The sequence below is a fragment of the Bacillus sp. FAU20 genome (assembly GCF_056033865.1).
In genome coordinates, this window is the sequence record NZ_JBVYHY010000024.1 from 39,876 (window position 1) to 62,558 (window position 22,683).

General features: G+C 36.1%; 21 protein-coding genes and 1 other annotated feature. Of the genes, 11 read left to right on the forward strand and 10 right to left on the reverse strand.

Annotated elements, in window-relative coordinates:
- The first annotated feature begins 144 nt into the window (after positions 1–144).
- Together AC0OM3_RS20535 and AC0OM3_RS20540 are read left to right on the forward strand one after the other, a co-directional pair.
- Positions 145–1,326: a NupC/NupG family nucleoside CNT transporter gene (locus tag AC0OM3_RS20535; protein ID WP_000673843.1), complete on the forward strand. Its 1,182-nt coding sequence runs from the start codon at positions 145–147 to the stop codon at positions 1,324–1,326.
- A 417-nt stretch (positions 1,327–1,743) separates the two neighbouring features.
- Positions 1,744–2,925 carry a NupC/NupG family nucleoside CNT transporter gene (locus AC0OM3_RS20540; protein ID WP_000706848.1) on the forward strand — a complete coding sequence of 394 codons (1,182 nt, stop codon included), beginning with the start codon at positions 1,744–1,746 and terminating at the stop codon, positions 2,923–2,925.
- A gap of 44 nt (positions 2,926–2,969) precedes the next feature.
- On the opposite strand, the gene AC0OM3_RS20545 is transcribed toward AC0OM3_RS20540, so the two are convergent.
- The 3 genes from AC0OM3_RS20545 to AC0OM3_RS20555 form a co-directional block, all read right to left on the reverse strand.
- Entirely contained in the window at positions 2,970–4,139 is a 1,170-nt protein-coding gene (locus tag AC0OM3_RS20545) for a DUF418 domain-containing protein (protein WP_474212875.1), read from the reverse strand.
- 150 nt (positions 4,140–4,289) lie between these two features.
- Entirely contained in the window at positions 4,290–4,796 is a 507-nt protein-coding gene (locus AC0OM3_RS20550) for a ferritin (RefSeq protein WP_000949398.1), read from the reverse strand.
- 53 nt (positions 4,797–4,849) lie between these two features.
- The gene (locus AC0OM3_RS20555; RefSeq protein ID WP_000355742.1) at positions 4,850–5,173 is read right to left on the reverse strand and encodes a MazG nucleotide pyrophosphohydrolase domain-containing protein; all 324 of its coding nucleotides are present in this window, start codon (positions 5,171–5,173) and stop codon (positions 4,850–4,852) included.
- A 73-nt stretch (positions 5,174–5,246) separates the two neighbouring features.
- Here AC0OM3_RS20555 and AC0OM3_RS20560 point away from each other — a divergent pair, with 73 nt between their 5' ends.
- Both AC0OM3_RS20560 and AC0OM3_RS20565 read left to right on the forward strand, forming a co-directional pair.
- Positions 5,247–5,825, forward strand: a complete 579-nt coding sequence (locus tag AC0OM3_RS20560) for an LOG family protein (protein ID WP_001225750.1) — start codon at positions 5,247–5,249, stop codon at positions 5,823–5,825.
- Positions 5,826–5,930: 105 nt separating this feature from the next.
- Positions 5,931–6,212, forward strand: a complete 282-nt coding sequence (locus AC0OM3_RS20565) for a hypothetical protein (protein WP_000390916.1) — start codon at positions 5,931–5,933, stop codon at positions 6,210–6,212.
- A gap of 15 nt (positions 6,213–6,227) precedes the next feature.
- Here AC0OM3_RS20565 and AC0OM3_RS20570 read toward each other — a convergent pair whose 3' ends face one another.
- From AC0OM3_RS20570 to AC0OM3_RS20580, 3 genes are all read right to left on the reverse strand, one after another.
- A complete protein-coding gene (locus AC0OM3_RS20570; RefSeq protein WP_000656312.1) occupies positions 6,228–6,425 on the reverse strand; it encodes a hypothetical protein in 198 nt (65 codons plus the stop codon).
- Between the two features lie 715 nt (positions 6,426–7,140).
- The gene (locus tag AC0OM3_RS20575; RefSeq protein ID WP_001041895.1) at positions 7,141–7,581 is read right to left on the reverse strand and encodes a Dps family protein; all 441 of its coding nucleotides are present in this window, start codon (positions 7,579–7,581) and stop codon (positions 7,141–7,143) included.
- 459 nt (positions 7,582–8,040) lie between these two features.
- Positions 8,041–9,474: an alanine/glycine:cation symporter family protein gene (locus tag AC0OM3_RS20580; protein ID WP_000227591.1), complete on the reverse strand. Its 1,434-nt coding sequence runs from the start codon at positions 9,472–9,474 to the stop codon at positions 8,041–8,043.
- A 409-nt stretch (positions 9,475–9,883) separates the two neighbouring features.
- Here AC0OM3_RS20580 and AC0OM3_RS20585 point away from each other — a divergent pair, with 409 nt between their 5' ends.
- From AC0OM3_RS20585 to AC0OM3_RS20610, 6 genes are all read left to right on the forward strand, one after another.
- A complete protein-coding gene (locus AC0OM3_RS20585) occupies positions 9,884–10,378 on the forward strand; it encodes a cation:proton antiporter regulatory subunit (protein WP_001026075.1) in 495 nt (164 codons plus the stop codon).
- Positions 10,379–10,382: 4 nt separating this feature from the next.
- Entirely contained in the window at positions 10,383–11,588 is a 1,206-nt protein-coding gene (locus AC0OM3_RS20590; RefSeq protein WP_000380229.1) for a cation:proton antiporter, read from the forward strand.
- A 132-nt stretch (positions 11,589–11,720) separates the two neighbouring features.
- Entirely contained in the window at positions 11,721–12,155 is a 435-nt protein-coding gene (locus AC0OM3_RS20595; protein WP_000422801.1) for a DUF3920 family protein, read from the forward strand.
- 111 nt (positions 12,156–12,266) lie between these two features.
- Complete coding sequence (locus AC0OM3_RS20600; RefSeq protein WP_000845479.1) at positions 12,267–12,677, forward strand: MarR family winged helix-turn-helix transcriptional regulator; 411 nt, start codon at positions 12,267–12,269, stop codon at positions 12,675–12,677.
- Positions 12,678–12,728: 51 nt separating this feature from the next.
- Positions 12,729–13,427: a pirin family protein gene (locus tag AC0OM3_RS20605; RefSeq protein ID WP_000488930.1), complete on the forward strand. Its 699-nt coding sequence runs from the start codon at positions 12,729–12,731 to the stop codon at positions 13,425–13,427.
- Positions 13,428–13,583: 156 nt separating this feature from the next.
- On the forward strand, positions 13,584–15,233 hold the full coding sequence (locus tag AC0OM3_RS20610; RefSeq protein ID WP_474212880.1) for a M4 family metallopeptidase: 1,650 nt from the start codon (positions 13,584–13,586) through the stop codon (positions 15,231–15,233).
- Between the two features lie 77 nt (positions 15,234–15,310).
- On the opposite strand, the gene AC0OM3_RS20615 is transcribed toward AC0OM3_RS20610, so the two are convergent.
- From AC0OM3_RS20615 to AC0OM3_RS20630, 4 genes are all read right to left on the reverse strand, one after another.
- A complete protein-coding gene (locus AC0OM3_RS20615) occupies positions 15,311–15,628 on the reverse strand; it encodes a metal-sulfur cluster assembly factor (RefSeq protein ID WP_000076418.1) in 318 nt (105 codons plus the stop codon).
- A gap of 119 nt (positions 15,629–15,747) precedes the next feature.
- Complete coding sequence (locus AC0OM3_RS20620; RefSeq protein ID WP_001012198.1) at positions 15,748–17,439, reverse strand: methyl-accepting chemotaxis protein; 1,692 nt, start codon at positions 17,437–17,439, stop codon at positions 15,748–15,750.
- 213 nt (positions 17,440–17,652) lie between these two features.
- Entirely contained in the window at positions 17,653–19,347 is a 1,695-nt protein-coding gene (locus tag AC0OM3_RS20625) for a methyl-accepting chemotaxis protein (protein WP_000878439.1), read from the reverse strand.
- Between the two features lie 414 nt (positions 19,348–19,761).
- The gene (locus tag AC0OM3_RS20630; RefSeq protein WP_001072236.1) at positions 19,762–20,580 is read right to left on the reverse strand and encodes a class I SAM-dependent methyltransferase; all 819 of its coding nucleotides are present in this window, start codon (positions 20,578–20,580) and stop codon (positions 19,762–19,764) included.
- Positions 20,581–20,694: 114 nt separating this feature from the next.
- Positions 20,695–20,965, forward strand: a binding site (T-box leader).
- Between the two features lie 50 nt (positions 20,966–21,015).
- Here AC0OM3_RS20630 and metG point away from each other — a divergent pair.
- Positions 21,016–22,650, forward strand: coding sequence for a methionine--tRNA ligase (gene metG / locus AC0OM3_RS20635; RefSeq protein WP_474212884.1), 1,635 nt, complete (start codon positions 21,016–21,018; stop codon positions 22,648–22,650).
- Positions 22,651–22,683: the final 33 nt, after the last annotated feature.

Sequence of the window (22,683 nt, forward strand, 5' to 3'; positions counted from 1 at the left end):
ATAAATGCCTTTGAAACAAGAGGTTTTATGATTTTTCCTATTCGATTGAAGGTTTTGGAGGAGAAATAGAAAGTTCGGATTATTTCTTGTTTTGAGTGGTCAGACGTTCAACGTTAATGAAGAGTTAAATGGAGGATTTTATTAATGAAGTTTGTTATGTTCCTTGTAGGATTACTTGTTGTATTTGTACTCGGTTTTCTTATAAGTGCCGATCGAAAGAAGATTAAGTATAAACCAATCGCAATTATGCTTATTATTCAGCTAGCATTATCTTATTTCTTATTAAATACGCAAGTCGGTTATATTTTAGTAAAAGGAATTTCAGATGGATTTGGGGCACTTCTTGGATATGCGGAAGCTGGAATCGTTTTCGTATTTGGTGGTCTTGTTAATAAAGGAGAGGTTTCATTCTTCTTAACAGCGCTATTACCAATCGTATTCTTTGCCGTTTTAATCGGAATTCTGCAACACTTTAAAATTTTACCTGTATTTATTCGTGCTATTGGTACGTTGTTAAGTAAAGTAAATGGTCTAGGAAAATTAGAATCATATAACGCAGTAGCAGCTGCCATTGTTGGACAAGCGGAAGTATTTATTACAGTAAAAGATCAATTAAGTAAAATCCCAAAACATCGTTTATATACATTATGTGCATCTTCTATGTCGACGGTGTCGATGTCAATCGTTGGTTCTTATATGAAAATGATCGAACCGAAATATGTAGTAACAGCACTTGTATTAAATTTATTTAGTGGTTTCATTATCATTCATATTATTAACCCGTACGATATTACAGAAGAAGAAGATACACTGAAATTAGAAAATAAGAAAAAACAATCATTCTTTGAAATGCTGAGCGAGTACATTATGCTTGGTTTCACGATTGCGATTACAGTAGCAGCTATGTTACTTGGTTTCGTAGCATTAATTACAGCAATTAATAGCTTGTTTGATTCCGTGTTCGGTATTACATTCCAAGCTATTTTAGGATATATTTTCTCACCATTAGCATTCGTAATGGGTATCCCACAAGCTGAGATGGTAACAGCGGGACAAATTATGGCAACAAAATTAGTATCAAATGAGTTTGTTGCGATGCTTGATCTTGGAAAAGTAGCTGGTGATTTATCGGCTCGTACAGTTGGTATTCTTTCTGTATTCCTTGTATCATTTGCGAACTTCTCATCTATCGGAATTATCGCAGGTGCAACGAAAGGTATCGATGAAAATCAATCAAATGTTGTATCATCATTTGGTCTACGCCTTGTGTATGGTGCGACATTAGTAAGTATTCTATCAGCGATTATCGTTGGTGTTATGTTATAAAGTGAAACTTTAATCAGTGGGTGGCTTTATCCCCCGCTGATTATTAGCCCTCACCAATCGGGGTAAAAAAGGATGGTCCTAGCTCATAGCTAGGGCTATTTTTATGGTAAAATTGCATGAAAAAACCAATTAATTAGGAATATATTAACATATAAAAATCTTTTAAAATTTATATTGCATTTCGTCTAGATAACGCTTACAATTTGATTTGTAGGTGGTATCAATTTCAGACTTTCAAATATGGTAGGAGAGAAGAGGCTACCTTTTATAAATTGCAATTTATGTAAACGCTTACTGATTTTAGATGACAGTTGAATAGTATTTAGGGGTTTTAAATTTTTTTAACATCAATGGTCAGACGTCATTCGTTATACGTTATACGACCAATAACTCATGGGAGAAGTGGAGGATTCACATATGAAAATAGTAATGTTTCTAGTCGGTTTACTTGTAGTATTTGTACTAGGTTTCCTTATCAGTTCAGATCGTAAGAAAATTAAATATAAACCAATTGCACTTATGCTTGTCATTCAATTGGTACTTGCGTATTTCTTACTAAATACAAAGGTCGGATTTGTATTAGTAAAAGGGATCGCAGATGGATTTGGCGCTATTTTAAAATTTGCGGAAGCTGGGGTTAATTTCGTATTTGGTGGTCTAGCAAACGATGGACAAGCACCATTCTTCTTAACAGTATTATTACCGATTATTTTCTTAGCAGTATTAATCGGGATTCTGCAACATATTAAAGTTTTACCGATTATCATTCGTGCAGTCGGTTTCCTATTAAGTAAAGTTAACGGTTTAGGAAAACTAGAATCATATAATGCGGTAGCAGCTGCAATCGTTGGTCAAGGGGAAGTATTCATTACAGTAAAAGATCAACTAAGCAAATTACCGAAAAATCGTTTATACACACTTTGTGCATCTTCAATGTCTACAGTATCGATGTCAATCGTCGGTTCTTATATGAAAATGATTGATCCAAAATATGTAGTAACAGCACTTGTATTAAACTTATTCAGTGGATTCATTATCGTTCATATCATTAATCCATATGAAGTAAAAGAAGAAGACGATATTTTAGAATTACAAGAAGACAAGAAACAAACATTCTTTGAAATGTTAGGCGAATATATTATGCTTGGTTTCTCAATCGCTGTAACAGTAGCGGCGATGTTAATCGGTTTCGTAGCATTAATTACAGCAATTAACGGTGTATTCGATTCAATTTTCGGAATCACATTCCAAAGCATTTTAGGATACATCTTCTCACCATTAGCATTCGTAATGGGTATTCCAACATCAGAGATGCTACAAGCAGGACAAATTATGGCAACAAAATTAGTAACGAACGAATTCGTTGCAATGCTTGACCTTGGAAAAGTAGCTGGTGATTTATCAGCTCGTACAGTAGGTATTTTATCTATCTTCCTTGTATCATTTGCGAACTTCTCATCTATCGGAATTATCGCAGGTGCAACGAAGAGTATCGATGGCAAACAAGCAAACGTTGTATCATCATTCGGTTTAAAACTTGTATACGGTGCAACGTTAGTAAGTATATTATCAGCGATTATCGTTGGGGTTATGCTTTAATAAATTAAGAAAAGCAATGAGCGTGGGCTCATTGCTTTTTTTGTTTAACTTGCTTTATCCAAGTCTCTTTTAAAACGTGGTTTCTCTAAATAAGTTCCCAGTCTCCACGCATATTCCACTGGCCCCATTCGGTATTTTTGGAGCCAATAGGTGCTAACGAATAATTGAATCGTATAAATTCCGATGGTTAAAAGAATACCGAAGAAATAGCCAATTTTCCCGTATAAGCCAAATCCATATGCGTAAAAAATGGTTGTTGCGATAATAGATTGCGCTAAGTAATTACTAACGGACATTTTCCCCATATTCGCTATGTATGTTAGTAGACGGGTTGCTTTTTTGTAATGGAATAATAAAATGATTGTGCTTCCGTAAAAGAAGGTCATAGTTACTGGTGTAAGGCCATCTTGTAGCATAATTAAAAGCGGGTGTTTTACGAACATAGCTAAGATTTTAATTGTAAAAGAGAAGAGACCGGTGGCAAACCATATTTTTTTGATAGCAGGTATATGTTTACTGACCTCAAATAGCCAGCCTTTTTTCCCTACATACATTCCGAGTAGGAACAGTGGAGACATAAAAATTATTGCGAAAACTGATATGAAAAATAATCCGAATGCACCGTTAATTCCCATGTAATCAAAAGGATTTTCAGTCAATCTAAAGTTGACGTGATCCATATAGCTTCCAGTTTGATGGACTTTATGTTCTTTTTCAGTATAGGGTGCGAAATCATTTATATTTGTAGATGGATCAGTTTGATAAGACATAAGTGTAATAAGTGCGAGTAGAATAATCGCCCAAATGAGCAAAGTTTTCGGTTTTCGATTGATGAACATCATTAAGAAAATCCCGATTATTCCGTATGCAAATAAAATATCGCCCTCCCAAACAAAAGTGCCGTGAATGTAGCCTAGTAGTAAAAGAATGATAATACGTCTTATGTATGTGGGGAAGAATTTTTTTCCTTTTGCAATAATACTTTTTTGCAGCAAAATAATGCTAAGGCCAAATAAAAAAGAGAATAGGGAGATAAAATTATGTGTACCGAAAAATTGAATAAACCAATTAGCGCCTTTATCAAGATCGCCGAATAGATAAGTTGGTTTTTCACTGGTGAAGAACCCAAATTGAATTAATGTCATATTGACTAGTAAAATGCCAAACAAAGCGAAACCACGAATTGCATCAACAGCTTCTACACGTTGATTCATTTTTCCTCTCCTCGTATATTGGTTTTTATATTGAAAATAATACCATTTTATAGCTGGAACTATGTCAAATATGAGGAAATTTAAGGTGATTTTAAGATAGAGAGCAAACAAAAAAATCACCTTAATACATGTATTAAGGTGATTGAAATATTATTCAGCTGGAGGCGTAAATGTACGTTTCTCTAATTCAGCATCTAGCATAAACAGTGCGTTTGAATCGCTTGTAATACGTTTTAATTTTTGAATGATGCTATCGAATGAAGCTTCTTCTTCCACTTGTTCGTCAACGAACCATTTTAAGAATGTAATTGTTGCATGTTCACGCTCGTCCCAAGCAATATCAGATAAGTTATAAATACGCTTCGTTACTTCACGCTCGTGTTCAAGTGCAATTTCAAAAGCGTTTAATACAGATTCGTATTCGTTATTCGGATTATCAAATCCAGTAATAATAGCACGCTCTCCGCGGTCATTAATATAGTTGTAAAGTTTCATTGCGTGGAAACGTTCTTCTTCAGCTTGTACAAGGAAAAAGTTAGCGAATCCATCATAGCTCTCCGCTGTACAGTAAGCAGCCATTGCCATATAAGCATGGGCAGAGTAAAATTCAAAGTTCATTTGTTCATTTAATGCGTCGTGCAATTTTTTTGATAACATAAAATCCCCCTTAGTATTGTGACAAGAATATTATACCATAATTGATAATATTCTCATTTGGATGTCTCGAACCTTTTCGAAAGCTTTGTGACGTGTGCGTCCATAATGTCTTGTAAGTCTAAATCATATTTTTGCGAAAGAATAATAAAGTTAGATAGTACATCACCAAGTTCTTCTTTTAGTTCTTGTTTTAGCTCTTCTTCTGTTTTCGCGTCTTCATCAGGACGATCACGACCGATTTCGATTGCGCGAACAACGCGTGAAACTTCTCCAACTTCCTCTGTTAAGAAATTTAACCGAATAAAAGCATTATACTGTGACCAGCTTCGTTTTTCGTAAAATTCCTCAACCCATCTTTGAAATGCAACGATATCCATTTCTTTCTCATCCCCTCAATATGTTGTACAATGTTCATTGTATCATAACAATATATAGTTTCGGGGTGTAAGAATGAGAAAGATTTGTGTGTTTGCAGGTTCAAATTTAGGGGAGAGACCAGAATTTAAAGAGCAGGCAATTCAGTTAGGTAAAATGTTTGTTGAGAACGACTATGAGCTCGTATACGGTGGTTCATGTGTCGGATTAATGGGAGAAGTAGCAAACGAAGTTCTTCGTTTAGGTGGACGTGTAACAGGTGTTATGCCGCGCGGTCTATTCCGAGGAGAAATTGTGCATACAGGATTAACAGAATTAATTGAAGTAGAGACGATGCACGAACGTAAAGCTAAAATGGCAGAGCTTGCGGATGCTTTTATTGCGCTTCCAGGCGGATACGGAACGTTTGAAGAACTATTTGAAGTTGTATGTTGGTCACAAATTGGTATACATAATAAGCCGGTTGGTTTATTAAACATAAAAGGTTTTTACGGACCAATTTTGCAAATGGTTGAACGTGCAGCTGAAGAAGGATTCATGAATCCATCGAATAAAGAGTTAATAGTTGCCGCTGAGACGGCAGATGCACTCATTCATAAGATACAAAATTACGAGCGTCCTGTTTTGGGAACGAAGTGGAAGCAACTATCATAGCAAATACGGAAACACATGTCGTTTTAATTTAAGATGGCATGTGTTTTTAAATTGGTTAAATATGTTAATGTTGAGATATGATGTTTTTTGGAAAAGGAGAAATTGATGGAGGAGTTTGTGTATTTACGTCCTGTTTTTAAAAGTATTTTAGCAGCGTCTATTCTTGTTATGCTAATCGTTTCAACGCAGAAGAAAGAGCTAATTAATGAATTTTCGCTTTGGTTTATTTCGATATTGTGTATCGGTGTTTCGGCGATAACACTCTTTATGATTGGCTTTATTGTTGATGAGTATAATTTGGCTGGAGATCCACAATCGTTTTGTATGTTTATTGCGATTGGTTGTATTAGTGGCCTGAATTTCATTATTTATTACAGAAGGCAATAAAAGAGGCATTCCATATTACTTTGGAATGCCTTTATCATTTTGATTACTTTGTTTTTTATACAGGTACCAGCCACCCCAGCCGCCACCAATTGCTACGACAACGAGGAAAGCATAGTCCTTAACCTCGACACGTATATTGAAAATATTAGCTATAAGTAAGAGAATCCCAACTGTTATTAACGCAAAAAATGCTCTAATTAAGTAGTCTTTCAACTGAACCACTCCCGTCATTTAAGTAGTAAATGATGAATTTGGAAAAGCTTTTTGGATCTATGATACTAAAGGGTGTTTCCTATATTTTAACATAGATGAGATTGTAATATAGTGATGAAAGTGGAGGAGAGGGGCGCTGATATTGTCGTGATTTGTCGGCAAATTGATATCCTTTGTTGAATCGTTGATATATTGCGGGTAATGATTGATATAATGAAAAAATCGTTGATATATTTCGAGTAATGATCGATATATTTGAAAAATCGTTGATATAATTTCGTGTACCGTTAAGTGCAACCATTACAGAAAAAAGCGACTCTGAGCGAGCCGCTTCCGCTTTTAATGATATCCAGCTCCAGCGGCTAGAACAGTCGGTTGTTTCACTCCTTCATTCGAGGCAAAAAGCGCCTCGTAATCAGGAGTTCCAACACCCTCCTGTTCTAAGCAAGCCGCTTCTGCTTTAAAGTAATATCCAGCTCCGGTAGCTAGAATGTTCGGTGGCTTCGCTTTTTCCTGCGAGGCAAAGAGCGCCTCTACGTCAAAAGCTCCATCCCCCTCACATTCTGAGCAAGCTACCTCCGCTTTTAGATGATATCCAGCTCCAGCGGCTAGAATCTCCGGTCATTTCGCTCTCTCGCTCGAAGCAAAAAGCGCTTCAAGGTCGAGAGCTTGAAGTGCCCTGCGATTCTGAGCAAGCCGCCTCCGCTTTTACATATTATTGATTCAAGAACGCACGTAGCATCCAAGCGTGTTTTTCTAGTTCTGTGTAGATGCCTAGTAGTAGGTCAGATGTCATTTCATCATCAGAGTCTTGAGCGATTTCCATGCCTTTTTTCAGTTCGACTAGCATCATTTCGTAGTCTTTCATGATTGCTTCGACCATCCCTTCTGCAGTTTCTCCGTATGCTGCTTCTTGAATAGAAGATAGTTCTAAGTATTCTTTCATTGTTGCTACTGGTTTGCCGCCAATTGCTAAAATACGTTCTGCAATTTCATCGATGTGAGTAGCTGATTCTGTGTAAAGTTCTTCGAATTTCTCGTGTAATGTGAAGAATTGAGGTCCTTTTACGTACCAATGGAAGTTGTGAAGTTTTGTGAATAAAACGCTCCAGTCTGCTACTTGTTTGTTTAATACTTCGATTACTTGTTTGTTCATTATGATCAATCTCCTTTTGAGTTGTTATGTGATATCAATTACTAATTTATAATTATTATAATCTAGTAATCTCTATAAATCAACCCTTTTGCTGGAATTAATTTGAACAAATTATGAACTGTTGTAAATAAAAATCCCTATTACTGTGGAGTAATAGGGATTTTGTTTAATATATAGCTCTTGTTCTAAACGAGCCACTTGTGCTTTTAGTGATATCCAGCTCCGGTGACTAGACCAGTCGGTCATTTCGCGCCTTCCTGTGAGGCAAAGAACGCCTCTTCGTCAGGAGCTCCAATGCCCTCCTGTTCTGAGCAAGTCACCTCCGCTTTTAATTAATATCCAGCTCCAGCGGCTAGAATCTCCGGTCATTTCGCTCTCTCGCTCGAAGCAAAAAGCGCTTCAAGGTCGAGAGCTTGAAGTGTCCTGCGATTCTGAACGAGCCGCTTCCGCTTTTATTTGTTAAACAGCCTTTTGTTTTTCTTCTACATCCTGTCCATCCCAGCACTCTGTATTCTTTAAGCCAGGGATAGAGTTTGCAACGAAGACAGGATCTTTTCCTTGCTTCTTTTGCTTCAAATAGTCTACTAATGCAGCGTAAGCAAATTTGCTAAGGAATGAGATGGCAATTAAGTTTGTGAATACCATTAGTCCCATGAATAAATCAGCTAAACTCCAAACTGTTTTAAGAGCAGCAATTGATCCGAAGAATACCATTCCAACAACTGCAACACGATAAATCATTAACCATGTTTTGCTTTCTTTAATGAATGCAATATTTGTTTCACCGTAATAGTAGTTTCCTAGAAGTGAACTGAAAGCGAATAGGAAAATAATAATCGCTAAGAAAGTGCTTGCCCACGGTCCAATTTGTGAACTTAATGCGTTTTGTGTTAATTCGATACCTTCTAAATTTGATCCTTTGTAAAGTCCAGAACATAATACGATAAATGCTGTTGATGTACATACTAAGAATGTATCTACGAAAACGCCTAACGCTTGAACAAGTCCTTGTTTTACAGGGTGAGATACATCAGATGTTGCGGCTGCATTAGGAGAACTACCCATTCCTGCTTCTGTCGCGAATAAACCGCGCTGAATTCCGAACTTGATTGCTGCTCCAATACCACCAGCGATGGCTTGGTCTAAACCGAATGCACCGTTAAAGATTTCCATAAAAATGCTTGGTAACATACTGAAGTTGTTAATAACGACAAAAATAGCCACGCCAATATAAACGATTGCCATTGGCGGAACAATCATTTCTGTAATACGTGAAATGCTCTTAATACCACCAAAAATAATGACTGCAACTAATAAGGCTAATAGAGCTCCTACGATCGTTCGCTCTAGTCCAAAAGCATTTTCAAACGCTATTGTTACTGTATTCGCTTGTACTGAATTGAAAATTAATCCGTACGCAACTGTAATAAGAAGTGAGAACCAAACACCCATCCAACGTTTGTTTAATCCTTTTTCCATGTAATATGCCGGCCCACCACGGAACCTGCTACCATCTTTTACTTTATAAATTTGAGCGAGCGTACATTCTACGAAACTAGTAGCTGCTCCGATAATTGCGATAAACCACATCCAAAATATTGCGCCAGGTCCACCCATTGAAATTGCTAATGCTACACCGGCTAAGTTTCCGATACCGATACGTGCTGCTGCACTTAAGCAAAATGCTTGGAATGGGGAGATGCTATCTTTCTTTTTTTCCTTTCGATTAAACCCTTTACTAATTAAGCTGACCATTTCACTGAAATGAGTAATTTGGACAAATTTTAATTTAAAAGAGAAGTAAAGACCGAAGCCGATTAGCATTGCAATAAGAATATATGACCATAAAATATTATTCGTTACCTCAAGGAATCTGCTAAAGATATCAACCATATAATACACTTCCTTTTTTTCGTAATAAGAAAATTATATGCAAAAAATATACGAGAATCAATTTTTCTAAAAAATCATGTTACTTAAATCATTTTTGTGTTATGATTATGTTGCATAATAATATTTTTAGAATTATTTACATTTTAAAAAACTAAATTTAAAGCGAGAAGGTGGGGATAATTTGAAAGAAGATTCTTTATTGAAAGTAAGCCTTGAGAGTTTGAAAATGAGAAGTAATATATTTTTTATCATTACATCTTTAAGTATCTTTTTAGGGTCCACTTATTATTACAATAAAAGATTTCCAAATCACAAATATCCTGAGTGGTTAGAATTTCTAAAGCTGATTGGATGAATAAAAGACAGAAAAACAGAAAATTAAAATAAATAAGTTATGGAGGAGCTAAAAATGAATATTAGAGAAAGTGAACTTCCGGGTATTGGTTATAAGTTTCAAATCGTTACGAAAGGTAACGAAAAGATGGTAATTGTTATTCATGATGATGGACGTAGAGAAATGTATCATTTTGATTCAGACCATGAAGAAAGCATCTCAAGTATTTCACTACGTGACTCAGAGGCAAGACAAATTGCAGCAATATTAGGTGGAATGGTATATAAGCCTAGGGCGTTAGAAAATGTTGAGATGGTTTTTGAAGGTTTAGCAATTGAGTGGTTTAAAGTAGAGAATACAGCTCCAGCAATCGGAAAAACAATTGGCGATCTTGAAATAAGAAAAACATATAGCGTAACGATAATCGCAGTTATGAAGAAGAACATGAAGAAGCTATTTAATCCAGGACCAGAAACAGTAATTGAAGAAGGAGATATGCTTGTAGTTTCAGGTGAGAGAGAAGAAATTAAAAAAATCATTAATGAATTACTTTCAAATAGGGGGGACTGATTAGATGGATACGTTAATTTTTGAAGTTGGTACAGCTTTAGTTTTAGTGGCAATTGCAGCAGTAATTGCTGGAAAATTTAAGTTCTCAGTAATTCCTTTTCTAATCGTTCTTGGAATGTTAGTAGGACCGCATGCACCGACAATAGGTGTTATCAATCTCAAATTTATTGAAAGTGCAAGTGTAATTTCCTTCCTTGGACGAATTGGGGTTCTATTCCTTCTATTCTATCTAGGATTAGAATTTTCAATGAAAAAACTAATTAAATCTGGACGCTCTATTGCGATTGGCGGAACGATTTATATTTTAATTAACTTTTCACTTGGTTTGTTATACGGATTTATAATGGGATTCCCATTACTAGAAATCTTAATTATAGCGGGTATTATTACGATTTCTTCTAGCGCTATCGTTGCTAAAGTGTTAGTGGACTTAAGAAGAACTGGTAATAATGAAACCGAATTAATTTTAGGAATTATTATGTTTGAAGATATATTCCTTGCTGTATATTTATCAGTTGTTTCTGGTTTAGTACTAGGGGATCACGCTTCCTTCTTAGGTGCCCTTACTTCAATTGGAATTGCTTTAGGATATATGCTTCTATTCTTTATAGTAGCTAGAAAGGCTACGCCGTTATTAAATAAATTGCTCAATATTAGCTCAGATGAAATCTTTATTATTGTAGTATTTGCTTCTTTATTCTTCATTGCTGGTTTTTCAGAAACAATTCACGTTGCAGAAGCAATTGGAGCACTTCTTCTAGGATTAGTTTTCTCTGAGACAGAGCATAGTGACCGAATTGAACATCTTGTTGTTCCATTTAGAGACTTTTTCGGAGCTATTTTCTTCTTCAGCTTCGGATTAAGTATTGATCCGTTCTCATTAGGCGGAGCGATATGGTTAACGTTAGGCGCTGTCCTTCTTACGATAATCGGTAACTTTGTAGCAGGAATGATCGCGGGAAGACAAGCTGGATTATCTCATAAAGCATCAACAAATATCGGATTAACAATCGTTTCAAGAGGAGAGTTCTCCATCATTATGGCTAATATCGGTATCGCCGGTGGCTTAATGTCAGTACTGAAACCATTCTCAGCACTATACGTGCTTATACTATCCATTTTAGGCCCACTTCTGACAAAAGAGTCGAAGAATGTATATAAATTCTTAAATAAAATCTTTAAGTGGGATACGAAAGCTACAAAAATTTAAAATTTAGAAGAACCTATGCTGATATAGGTTCTTTTTATTGTCATTTTTTTAGGGTAAGAGAATACGTTTAATATTTACCATATTGTGGCATACATATAGAAAAAGGGTGCTTGGAAAGGGGAAAAAAGAGAAATGGAACTCCAGTTTCAAAATGTATATCAACAGGTAGAGAATTGGTATGTGTTGGATTCGGAGCTTCCTTGGGATGTCAAAAAGCTAAGAGAGGATTTATTTTCTCTTATTGAAGTATGTAAAACGCCCGTTATTTTTTGTGATACGTGTGATGCAAACGATGTGCTTCTATCATTAGGGGAAGAGGAAGAAGAGTTTCTATTCCCAGTAGGTGGTTTTTATCATAAAGAAAAACAATTAATTTTCGTTTGTATGTGGGAAGAGTATGAGCAAGTTCTCAAAACGCTACTGCATGAATTTCGCCATGCGATGCAGCATAAGAGAGATATATTGTATGTGGGAAGTGAACGGTACGAAGAGCGATGGATTGAAAAAGATGCGAGGAAGTTCGCGGAGAGGAAATTGGATGAATATAAGAGTAGAAAGTTAATGTAAAGCATAGTGGAGAAATAGCGCTGTGCTTTCCTTGAACTTATTAAAAATAAGCATTTGACTTTTATTAAGTTTAGTTCTAAACTAATGATATGAAACGAGCGAGGTGATGAAATGAAAACAGAAGATAGACTAGGGCTACTATTATGGTTTCGTTTGTCACGTTTTTATAATAAGAGTATTCGTGAGACGAATCAGCACTTAAAAAAATGGAATGTATCTGCCGCCCAGTTTGATGTGTTAGCTCAAGTTGGAGGACATGATCGTTTAACGCAGCAAGAACTTGGAAATAAGCTATTTGTTACGAAAGGAAATGTAACGCAGCTTTTAAATAAAATGGAGCAGCTTGAGTGGATTTTGCGTGAACAAGAGGGTACTACGAAATATATTTCTTTAACAGAAAAGGGAAGAGCTTTATATGAGGAAATCGTCCCACCTCAAGAAACGTTCCAAGCAGAGAAGTTTCATAATTTAAATATAGAGGAACAAAAGCAATTATTAAAACTACTAAAAAAGTTACAGTAAGAAAAAATTTTAGAATAAATCTCGAATTCGAGATAGTATGAGGTGAAGGATATGTTTAGAAAAGTTGATCATAAAAATATGGGCAGAGCAAATCATGGTTGGTTAAATACACATTTTCATTTTTCTTTTGCCAATTACTATAATCCAAATAATATGAACTTCGGAGCGTTACGTGTTATTAATGATGATCTAGTAGCGGCGCAAACTGGTTTTGATATGCATCCACATCGTGATATGGAGATTATTTCTTACGTTGTAGATGGTGCTTTAACACATGAAGACAGCATGGGAAATCGCGGAACGATTGAGCGTGGACATGTTCAATATATGAGTGCTGGTACGGGTGTATTTCATAGCGAGCATAATTTAGGCGATGAAACGCTGCGTTTATTACAAATTTGGATTTTACCAGACCGTGCAGATCATAAACCAAACTACGGTGAGTTTAAATTTGATTGGAGCAAGCGTGAAAATGAATGGTTCCATATGGTGTCTTCAGTAGAAGGAAATGCACCAATTCAAATTCACCAAGATGCGAATTTATATTCTTTATCATTAGAGGCTGGAAAAGAAATTCATTTTCCAGTGAAAGAAGGCCGTCAATTGTACCTTGTACAAATTGAAGGAAGCAGTGTAATAAATGGTGAAACATTTGTTATGCGGGATGCAGCAGAATCTGTAGGAGAAGATATTCACATTCAAGCGAAAGAGCAATCACACTATTTAGCAATTGAATTGAAAAAACAATAAAATGCGTAAAAAAAGAGGACATCCGATAGGATGTCCTCTTTTTTTGATTGGAATTGTCTGAAAAATGTTTCTCAAATTTTCGGTAGAGGTATGAGCTGTAAAAATCAGAATTGTATAAAAGTGTCAAAAATCTTTATGGGAATGGGGAATGTTATAGTGAAAAAGAAAGTCATTTCATCAGCATTAGCGTTAACTGTTATCGCCGGGGGATTTGGAGCGTTTGGGGCAACGACAACGAAAGCGGAAGAACAAAAAATTCAATATCATCAAGAATTTAAAACACCTGCATACATAGGTGAAGAATGGAAAGCACCGGAAGGACTAGATAAAAAAGAGACGGTCTTTCAATACTTAGAGAGTAAGAAAGATATGTTTAAATTAGCAGGAAATATTGAAAAGCATTTTAATATCGTTGGAGAAGAAAAAGACGCTGAATCTGATACGACACATGTGAAGCTAGTTGAGAAACATAATAACATCCCTGTGTACGGTTCTGATCAAACTGTTACACTTGATAAAGAGAACAATGTAAAAGCATTCTTCGGACAAGTTATTCCGAATTTAGATGATAAAAATATTCCTGCATCTGCAAGCATTAGTGCGGAACAAGCAGAAACAATTGCAAAGGCAGATATTGAGAAAGAAATTGGTAAAGTAAAGAGTTATGACGGTGTGAAAAAAGATTTATTTGTATATGAAAAGGATGGTAATTACTACCTTGCATACTTAGTTAAGGCATCGATTTCAAAACCAGCTCCAGGATATTGGCATTATTTTGTTGATGCAACGAATGGAAATGTTATTGAGAAATATAACGCTGTAGATAACATTACTGGATTTGGTTACGGAGTATTAGGTGCTAGACAATCATTTGAAATTGCTCAAGATACGAAAACAGGACAATTCAACTTGTTTGATGGTAAACGAGGACAAGGTGTTCACACATTTGATGCAGAAAATATGGACGAGAACTGGTTTAATTTATTCTCACAAATTCTTGGATATACAGGAGAAGAAGTTGAAAGTAAATCTAAGTTCTTCGAAGATAAAGCTGCAGTTGATGCGCATGTAAATGCAGGAAAAGTATATGATTACTACAAAAAGACATTTAATCGTAACTCTTTCGATGATAAAGGTGCGAAGCTTATTTCAACTGTTCACGTAGGGGAGAGCTGGAATAACGCAGCTTGGAATGGTGTGCAAATGATGTATGGTGATGGCGATGGAAAAACATTCATTCCATTATCTGCTGGACTTGATGTTATCGGTCACGAATTAACGCATGCTGTAACTGAACATACAGCAAACCTTGTTTACAAAAATGAGTCAGGGGCGTTAAATGAATCGTTATCTGATATTATGGGTGTTATGGTTGAGAAGAAGAGCTGGGATTTAGGTGCTGACATTTATACACCTGATAAACCTGGTGATGCGCTTCGCTCTCTTAAAGACCCAGCGTCTATTCCAAACCCATTAAAACCAAGTGAAGGTTACCCAGATCACTATAGTAAACGTTATACTGGAACAGCTGATAATGGCGGCGTTCATATTAACAGCAGTATTAACAATAAAGCTGCATACTTAGTATCTGAAGGCGGAGATCATTACGGCGTGAAAGTAACTGGAGTGGGCCGTGAAGCGACAGAAAAAATTTACTACCGTGCTCTTACGAAATATTTAACTGCAAACTCTGACTTCAAAATGATGCGTCAAGCTGCTCTTCAGTCAGCTGAAGATTTATATGGTAAAAACTCTAAAGCTGTACAAGCTGTAACGAAAGCTTATGATGCAGTAGGTGTAAAATAATAAGAGAAAAGACCTGACATCCTAGTCAGGTCTTTTCTTTATCCCACTATCCGCAAATGATGAAATTTTCACTTTATTTAGTCGCGAATACCTAATGCGATTTTCGCCATACGTGACATACGTTCTTTCGACCAGGGCGGATTCCAAACGACATTAACTTCTATTTCATTAACTTCAGGTACGTTCGTTGATAATACTTTTTTAACGTCTGATACGATTTGCCCAGCCATTGGACAACCGATAGAAGTCATAGTCATCGTAATGACAGCATTATTATTTTCATCTGCTGTAACATCATACACTAATCCAAGATTAACGATATCAACACCTAGTTCAGGGTCAATAACAGCTTCTAAATTGGCAAATAATTTATTTTCAAATGCTTCTTGTGACATAAGCAGCCCCTCCTACATTTTAATGATATCGATTCTCATTATAACGGAAATGAGCATAATGTGCAGGAAATGAGCTCAAAAAAATATCCCTCTTCGCAAGAGGGATATTTTTTGAACATCTATTCTGTTTTAAAATGAGATACGAGCTGATCTAACTCTTCAACTGTTTGTTTCATTTTTCTAGCAGTTACTGTCATTTCATTCATAACAATAACTTTCTGTTCAGCAGATTGTGCCGTTGCGGCAGTTTCACTGGATACTTCAGTAGAGATAGAAGCGATGTTATTAAGTGAAGCATTCATTTCTTCAGCACTTGCAGCCATTTCTTCAGCAGTTGCTGATATATCTTGCATTTGAGTAGATACTTTATTTACTTGTTCCACAATTGTTGTGAAAGAAGTACCAGCTTCACGAATAACATTGATACCTTCAAATGCTTCAGAACGGCCTTGAGACATCATAGAGCTAGCAGTTTCTGTATCATTTTGAATTTGATGTAGTAATTGATTAATGTCTGTTGCAGCTGTTTTAGATTGTTCAGCAAGTTTTCGAACTTCGTCAGCTACGACAGCAAATCCTTTTCCTTGCTCGCCAGCACGAGCTGCCTCAATAGAAGCATTTAAAGCAAGTAAGTTTGTTTGCTCAGCAATATTAGAAATAGATTGTACAGCAGTATCAATATATTTCGTATGAGTGATTAGACGTTCAACCACTTCTGACGTAGCATTTACAGCTTCATGTATCGTTGTCATTTGTGAAACAGATTTTTGGATAACGGTATTTCCATCGCTAGCATGTTCAGATGTGGCAACAGCAAGTTCCGCTACAGATGAAGCAGATTCAGCAATACGCTGAACACTTACTGCCATATCATCCATTGCAGTTGAACTTTCTTCCATACTAGAAGTTTGTGATTGAATACTTGCATTTAAGTTGGACATCGAGCTTTGGACTCTTAATGTTGCCTCACGTGATGTATTCGTTTTTTCTAGCATATTTTCAGAAGCAGTTTGTACTTCCACAGATGTTTTTTGAACACGATTAATGATATGTTGTAGGTTTTCTAACATTTTATTAAATGATGCTGCGATAGCACCGATTTCATCGTTGCTATTTACTTGTAGACGTGCCGTTAAGTCACCTTCTTGAGAGGCTAATTCTTTTAGTTTCGTGTCAATTTGTTGAATTGGTTTCACCAGTTTACCAGAGAACCACCATGCAAGAATAATTGCAACGATAATACATACAACAAGTGATAAGAAAATAACATATTCGATTAAGAGTGCAGATTGATCAATTTTTTCAATAGATTGTTCACGTAATTTAGCTTGTTCATTACTGTAGTTTGTGAAGTCACCAATTACTTTATAGACAGTTCCGTTTTCTGAAGAAGCTACTTGTAAAGCTTCTTCCCATTTTTGTTCTTTTGCAAGAGTGAATACTTTTTCTTCAACGAACTTTCTCCAAGTAGACCCTAATTCCATTGTGCTTTTTACGGACGAAGAAAGATTTGGATTAGAAAGAAGTTTATCTTTTGAATCCTCAAGACGTTTACTCATCTCATTAAACTTGTCTAATTCGACTTGATCATGTTGTAGTAAATAACCTCTTAAAGCAGAGAGCTGTACTTGATAAGCGTCTCCACGTTCTTTCAATTCTGTTGCCAGTGGAGAAATTTCTTTTTGTAATGTTTCAGCTTTACGAGATTGATCAATAGCAAAAAATAAAATAAAAGCTAAGGCGATACCAAATAAAGCACAAATCGTTCCCATCATGAACATAAGTTTTTTTCTGATACTTACAAAATTCATATGATTAAAAGCCTCCTTTGTGAAATCTTAGTATTAGAATTAATAAATGTAAAAAATTGAAAGAAAGCTTTACTCCGGTTGGAATAAAGCTTTCTTATTTCCTTTAGGAATTATAGCAGACGGAATGAGAGATAGAAAGAGATATTTTAAAGTGAAAAAAGAGAGACTGTAAAACTTTCTTTCCTATACCTTTGAGCTCGTGTCATTTTCACTTTAAGCGTTTGTTTTGAAATGAGAGACGAGAACTTCAAGTTCTTGTACGATTGTTTTCATTTCAGATGATTTTTTAGCCACGATACTCATTTTGTTTACTTGATCACCAGCCGAATGTGCGGTTTGTGATGTTTCTGCAGCAACTTCGTTTGAAATAGAAGCGATATTATTTAAAGCTGCGTTCATTTCTTCAGAGCTTGCAGCCATCTCTTCAGCAGTTGCAGACATTTCTTGCATTTGCGTAGAGACTTTGTTAATGTGGTTAACAATTTCTGAGAATGAAGATCCGGCAGTACGAATAACAGTAATTCCTTCAGAAGCTTCTGCTTGACCTTGTGTCATCATGTCATTTGCTATTTTTGTATCGGCTTGAATTTGATGCAGTAAATGGTTAATGTCAGTTGCGGCTAGTTGAGATTGTTCAGCAAGTTTTCGAACTTCATCGGCAACAACAGCGAATCCTTTTCCGTGTTCACCAGCACGAGCTGCTTCAATAGAAGCATTTAAAGCGAGTAAATTTGTTTGGTCGGCGATATTCGAAATAGATTGAAGTGCAGTATCTATATGATTTGTATGTGTAATGAGTCGCTCAACTACTTGTGATGTAGCGTTAACAGCTTCGTTAATTGTATGCATTTGTGTAATAGATTTCTCAATGACTTTATTCCCATCATCTGCTTTTTCTGACGTTGTGACAGCTAAACTAGTAACAGAAGAGGCGGACTCAGCGATACGCTGAACACTCGTTGCCATGTCATCCATCGCGGTTGAACTTTCTTCAATGCTAGAAACTTGTGAACGAATATTGTGTTCAAGAGCATTCATAGTTTCTTGGGTTCTTGCGGTATTTTCCATAGAAGCGGTTGTTTCGATAAATACATTTTCGGAAGCTTCTTTTACACTTGTTGATGTTTGTTGAACTTGTTTTATTATATGCTGTAAGTTAGTGAGCATTTGATTAAAGGAATTTGCAATGTCACCAATTTCATCTTTACTTGTTACGTGTAATCTAGCCGTTAAATCTCCATCTTGAGAAGCTAATTCTTTTAACTTCTCATCAATTTGTCGAATTGGTTTAACGAGTTTACCAGAGAACCACCATGCTAATAAGATAGACGTTAATGTACATGCAATGAGTGAGAAGAAAATAATATATTGAATAAGTGATGAAGAAGACTCGACGTCAGCAATTAATGCGTCACGTTTCTCATTTTCTTCATTTGTATATTTATTAAAACGACCTAAAAGATCATTTACATAATCTGTTTGTGCTAAAGCAATTTTAGATGCTTCGTCCCATTTTCCTTCACGCGCAAGAGGGAGTACCTCATTATCTATGACGCTACGCCATTTTCCCCCCATTAAAATAGCTTCTTTCATTCCTTCTGGGAGCTTCTTGTCACTTGTTACTTTCTCTCTAGTATCAGCTAATTTTTTCCCTTCTCGGTTGAACTTATCTAATCCTTTTTGATCATGTGATAGTAAATATTCTTGTAAACCAGCAACTTGTGCTTGGAACCAATCGCCACGTTCTTTTAAAATCGTCGCTCTTTTTGATACATCATTTTTTAACGTTTCGATTTCACTTGCTTGATTCATGGCGAATGAAAGAATAACAATAAGAGCAATGCTAAATAAAGAAGAAATGCTTAAGAGTGTGAACAGTAGTTTTTTTCGAATACTAACATATTTCATCGTTACCCCTACCCTCATTTAAACTATTTATTATGATTTATAGATTTTTGAAACGAAATTAATAAAAACATTATTATGAAGTTATTAATCTGTTCAATGAAAATTATAGCAGATAATGGAAGGAGTCAGATTGGTATTAGAAAAAGTTCTTAAAATGTATACATTTGCATATCATAAAATTCATAAATAAATATTAGAAATGCTATTGAAATTTGAAATGACATCATGTATACTTCTAATTAGTTGATAACGATTATCAATATCAACTAAAAACATTACTCTTCGTTATGTTGGTCATACCCCTTTTTGACGACGTAAGTCAGAGACGAAATGTTGAAATATCTTGTGTCCTATTCTACAGAATTATGGTAATCTCCAACCTCAACTTATATGCGTGAGCATGCAAAAAGGATCCTATCCGTGAAGGGATCCTTTTTTGCATGCTGTCGCAATTATTGTATATAGACCAGGGATACGTTCTTCGATTCCTTCTGGTGCAGTAGAAGGGAAGACCCATCTTTGATGGGGCCCATGTTCTTCAACTAGTTTTTCAATTTTAAAACGTTCTTCCGCAAGTGTTGTAATGATTTCTCCTAGCGTCCAGCGACGGATGGTTGTTTTAGGTAACGATTCTTTCTGTGGTTCTGTAAGAAGGATGCTATAAGCAACATCATCTTCAATTAATTCTTCATCAAAATAATTTCCATTGGCCTGAAATGATGGGTGGTTGACTCCTAATAATTTCGTGTAAACAGGATGATAGTCACGAAGGATAAGCATTCCATCTCGCTTAAGCAAAGTAGCAATTTTTTGAAAGAGTGGTTTTAAATCTAGAAAGTAATGAAGTACACCAAGCTCCAGCAATACGATATCAAATGATTTGGAGAGATTTACATCTAGTACATCAGAAACGATGTAATGAATAGAGACGTCTGCGGCGGCAGCAAGTTCATTTGCATATTTTGCATTACTCGCTGAAATATCAACAACTGTTACGTCAGCTCCTAAAAGGGCGAGAGCAACACCTTTATTTCCTTTTGAGCCGAGTAAATTAATAATACATTTTCCTTTTGGAGATTGTATGTAAGGTAAATAATGTGCTACCTCGCGCGTGGGATCTTCCATAATTTTTTTCGCATAACCCTCCGGCGCCCCATGGCGATTCGTCCAAGCTTCATAGGCAGCTGCATTCCAGCTTTTTTCATTTATAGTGCTTAGTTGTTTTTGGTTCAATGTTATCACTCCTTTTGTGAACGTATAGGTATTCGGTGAGAGGATGGGATTTCCTTTTCTTTCTGGATAAAAGTTTGATTTTTCTGTGATTAAGTCGTACAATACTTGTTATACGTAAAAGCGTTGAAAAGGAAAAGTAGGATGAACACATTCTTTCCAGAGAGCTTCGGTAGCTGAGAAGAAGCAAGAATATTCATTTGAACAATGGCCTTTGAGCTTCGTCCTGAACTTATCAAATGATAATAGTAGGCGGCGACGAGAGTTGGTACTCGTTATCAAAACCACAGTATAAGAGCATAGAGCTCCGTACTTGTTAAGGCTAATTATGTGAGTAATTAGCGAAATAAGGTGGTACCGCGACTGTTTATACAGCCCCGCCCTTATCTTTTTTAAGATAAGGGCGGGGCTTTTTATATTTTAAAGGAGGAATATAAGATGAGTATTTTTATTGGAGGCGCTTGGCCGTATGCAAATGGTTCGTTACACCTTGGCCATATTGCAAGTTTATTACCAGGAGATATTTTAGCGCGTTATTATAGGGCAAAAGGTGAGAATGTGTTGTATGTTTCAGGGAGTGATTGTAATGGAACACCGATTGCAATTAGGGCAAAACAAGAAGGTGTGACAGCGAAAGAAATTGCTAATAAGTATCATGAAGAATTCCAGAGATGTTTTCATGACCTAGGTTTTACCTATGATTGCTATACACATACCGCTAGCGAGCATCATCATGAAACGGTTCAAAATGTTTTTTTACGTTTATTAGAAGAAGGCTATATTTATAAAAAAACAGTGGAACAAGCATATTGTGAAACGTGTACGCAATTTTTACCGGATCGTTATGTAGAAGGAATATGTCCGCATTGTCATGAAGCAGCAAGAGGAGATCAATGCGATGCGTGTTCAGCTATTTTAGATCCACTCGATTTGTTAGAAAAGAAATGTAAGTTATGTGGTAGTACACCATCTGTACAGGAAACAGAGCATTTCTATTTCGCGTTGCATACATTTCAGGAGCAAATTAAAAGGGCTGTAGAAATTGCCAAACAAACAGGGACATGGCGCGACAATGCGATTCAACTAACAGAGAGATATGTAAAGGAAGGATTACTAGATAGGGCCGTATCACGTGATTTACCAATTGGGGTACCAATTCCAGTAGAAGGGTATGAAGATAAGAAAATTTACGTATGGATTGAAGCAGTGACAGGCTATTATTCAGCGAGTAAACATTGGGCTGAAAAAACAGGGAAAGATGATCAAGAGTTTTGGGATAGCGAAGCGAAAACATATTATGTGCACGGAAAGGATAATATTCCGTTTCATTCCGTCATTTGGCCAGCGGTATTACTTGGAATAGGGGAAGGAGCAAGCCCGCGTCATATCGTTTCGAATGAATATTTAACAGTTGAAAAAAGAAAATTATCTACAAGTAAAAACTGGGCAGTATGGGTGCCTGACATATTAGAACGCTATGATCCAGATTCTATTCGTTACTTTTTAACCGTCAATGCACCAGAAAATCGCGATACTGATTTTTCATGGCGGGAATTTATTTACAGTCATAATAGTGAATTATTAGGTGCATACGGGAACTTTGTGAACCGGACATTAAAGTTTATTGAAAAATATTATGGTGGTATCGTGCCGAAGGGAAGTATTGAGGTAGAGCTGAAAGATAAAGTAGAAGGATTATATAAATATGTAGGAGAGGCGATTGAGCAAACTCAATTTAAGGTGGCGTTAGAGACAATATTTGATGCAGTCCGTTTTGCAAATAAATATTTTGATGAAAAGCAGCCTTGGAGACAACGAGAAGATGATCCAGTTTCGTGTGAAGAAATGATTTATAACTGTGTGTATCTTATCGCTAATTTTGCAAATCTCCTTGAACCGTTTTTACCATTTTCAAGTGAAAGGGTTAGAAACACATTATCGATTGTGAAACGAAATTGGGAACCTCAAAATACGTTGCCAAGTAGAATTGATAGCGTGCAGCCATTATTTGAGCGAATCGATGTAAAACAAATTGAACATGAGATAGAGAAGCTGTATGGAGCGGTAACGTGAAATATAGAAAAAGACCTTTCAAGTAAATGAAAG